Genomic DNA, 3099 nt, shown 5'->3' with positions numbered 1-3099 from the left:
GCAAGGCCACCGCCCCGGCCGGGCCGCCGCAGCCGAGCGAGACCGCCGACGCGCCCGAGCCCGCCGCGACACCCGAGCCCGCCGTTACGGCCGGGACGGCCGCGCAGATCACCGAGGCCCAGGAGGAGGCCGCCGCAGACGCGGCCGCCGAGGACGACGACGAGCTGTCCGGTGCCCAGGACGCGGCCGCCGTCGCCGCCGGGAACGCGCCGGCCGCCCCCGGGACGCCCGCCGCGGAGGACGTGTCCACCGAAACCGAAACCGGGCCCGCCGCGCCGGCACCCAGGACCCGGCGCCGCGCGACCCGCAAGGCCACCGCGCCCGCCGGCGCGCCCCGGGTGAGCGGGGACGGCGACATCGACGAGCCCACCGTCGTCGCCGACCAGACCCCCGCCGTGGCGCCCGCCGACGTCACGGCGCCGCCCGCCGGGGAGGACGAGCCCGCCCGCGGCCGTACCCGCCGCCGGGTGCGCAAGGCGACCGCTCCGGCCGGTGCCCCCGCCGAGGCCGCCGCCGCGGACGAGGTGGCCGAGGCCGCCCAGGGCGGTACGAACGAGGCCGAGCCGAGCAGCGCCGACGACGGTGACCGCCCGGTCACCGCGGCCGGAGCCGCCGCCGAGGCCGACTACCCCGGGACGGCCGGACGCACCCGCCGCCGTACCGCGCGCAAGGCGCCGTCCACCGGCACCGGTCTCGCGGAGCCCGAGGTGGCCCCGGCCGCCGACGACACCGCGGCCCCTGCCGACACTTCCGCCCCCGCCGAGGAGGCCGCTCCGGAGCGGCCGCGCCGCACCCGCCGCCGCGGCGGACGCGAGGAGGCCCCGGCCGCCGCGGCGGAGAGCGCCGGTACCGCCGGTGCCGAGAGCACGTCCGAAACCGAGACCGGGACCGAGGCCGGGACCGGGACCGAAGCGGCGCCGTCCGGCCGTGGCCGCCGGCGCGCGGTCCGGCCGCCCACGGCGGTGTTCCAGGCCCCGGTGTTCACCGAGCCGATGTTCCAGACCCCGGAGCGTGCCGCGGCCGCTGCCGCCGCCGAGGCGGCGGGCGAGCGCGAGGACGACGAGACGGCCGAGGAGGAGCCGCCCCCCGCGGCCGCCGGCCGCCGTCGCCGCCGCCGCGGCGCCACGGCCGCCGACACCGCGGACCGGGCCGGGGACGAGGCCCCGGCGCAGGACACCGAGGATGCCGAGGGCACCGAGGAGGGCGCCGTCGTACCGGAGGACCGGGACGGCGACGAGGACTCCGGTGACCGTCCCGCCCGCCGCAGGCGCCGCGGCGGCCGTCGCCGCCGCCGGGGCGAGAGCGCCGAGAACGGCGAGGGCGAGCACGGCGAGCAGGGCGAGCAGCCCGCGGACCGCGCCGACGAGTCCGCCGAGTCCGCGGAGGGCGGCCGGGAGAAGCAGGCCGCCGAGCAGGCCGAGGACGAGGACAACGGCGAGTCCGGCGGCTCCTCCAGCAGCCGCCGTCGCCGTCGCCGCCGCCGTCGCAGCGGTGACGCGGGCGAGGCCCCGGCCGACGCGTCCCAGGACGACCCGGAGCGCACGGTCGTCAAGATTCGCGAGCCGCGCAAGAAGGACGAGCCCGGCACCGGCTTCGACGAGGTGCAGTCCATCAAGGGCTCGACCCGGATGGAGGCCAAGAAGCAGCGCCGCCGCGAGGGCCGCGAGCAGGGCCGCCGCCGGGTGCCGATCATCACCGAGGCCGAGTTCCTGGCGCGCCGTGAGGCCGTCGAGCGGGTGATGGTCGTCCGGCAGAGCGGCGAGCGCACCCAGATCGGGGTGCTCGAGGACGACATCCTCGTCGAGCACTTCGTCAACAAGGAGCAGGCCACCAGCTACGTCGGCAACGTCTACCTGGGCAAGGTGCAGAACGTCCTGCCGTCCATGGAGGCCGCCTTCGTCGACATCGGCAAGGGCCGCAACGCCGTCCTCTACGCCGGCGAGGTCAACTTCGAGGCGCTCGGCATGGCGCACGGCCCGCGCCGTATCGAGACCGCGCTCAAGTCCGGCCAGTCCGTGCTCGTCCAAGTCACCAAGGACCCGATCGGTCACAAGGGCGCGCGGCTGACCAGCCAGGTCTCCCTTCCCGGCCGCTACCTGGTCTACGTGCCCGAGGGCTCGATGACCGGCATCAGCCGCAAGCTCCCGGACACCGAGCGCTCCCGGCTCAAGCAGATCCTCAAGAAGATCGTCCCCGAGGACGCGGGCGTCATCGTGCGCACCGCCGCCGAGGGCGCCAGCGAGGACGAGCTGCGCCGGGACGTCGAGCGGCTCCAGGCGCAGTGGGAGGAGATCCAGAAGAAGGCGAAGGGCGGCGGTGCGCCGACCCTGCTGTACGGCGAGCCGGACATGACCGTCCGCGTCGTGCGCGACATCTTCAACGAGGACTTCACCAAGGTCATCGTCAGCGGTGACGGCGCCTGGGAGACCATCCACGGCTACGTCTCGCACGTCGCCCCGGACCTGGTCGGCCGGCTCCAGAAGTGGACGTCCGACGTCGACGTCTTCGCCACGTACCGGATCGACGAGCAGCTGCTCAAGGCGCTGGACCGGAAGGTGTGGCTGCCCAGCGGCGGTTCGCTGGTCATCGACCGGACCGAGGCGATGATCGTTGTCGACGTCAACACCGGCAAGTTCACCGGCCAGGGCGGCAACCTGGAGGAGACGGTCACCAGGAACAACCTGGAGGCGGCCGAGGAGATCGTGCGCCAGCTGCGGCTGCGCGACCTCGGCGGCATCATCGTGATCGACTTCATCGACATGGTGCTGGAGTCCAACCGGGACCTGGTGCTGCGCCGGCTGCTGGAGTGCCTGGGCCGCGACCGTACGAAGCACCAGGTGGCCGAGGTGACCTCGCTCGGCCTGGTGCAGATGACCCGCAAGCGGGTCGGCCAGGGCCTGCTGGAGTCGTTCTCCGAGACCTGTGTGCACTGCAACGGGCGCGGCGTCATCGTCCACATGGACCAGGCCACGGCCGTCGGTGGCGGCGGTGGCGGCAAGCGCAAGAAGAAGGGCAAGGGCGGAGCCGCGGCGCAGCCGGGCGGCGGTGCCGACCAGGGCGCCGCGATCGAGGCCGCCGCGGCCGCGGTCGGGTCCCCGG

The 3099-nt window shown here is 75.8% G+C and carries 1 protein-coding gene; it reads left to right on the top strand.

The window, feature by feature from the left end; translation table 11 throughout:
• Positions 1-3099 (top strand): Rne/Rng family ribonuclease (locus tag GCU69_RS00415; protein ID WP_156204810.1); only part of this gene is annotated, 3099 nt, incomplete at both ends.

Origin of the sequence: Streptomyces lycii (assembly GCF_009735685.1) — a bacterium.
Lineage (GTDB): Bacteria > Actinomycetota > Actinomycetes > Streptomycetales > Streptomycetaceae > Streptomyces > Streptomyces lycii.
Note: the sequence above shows the minus strand (reverse complement) of the source record. Positions and strands in the feature narration are given on the sequence as shown.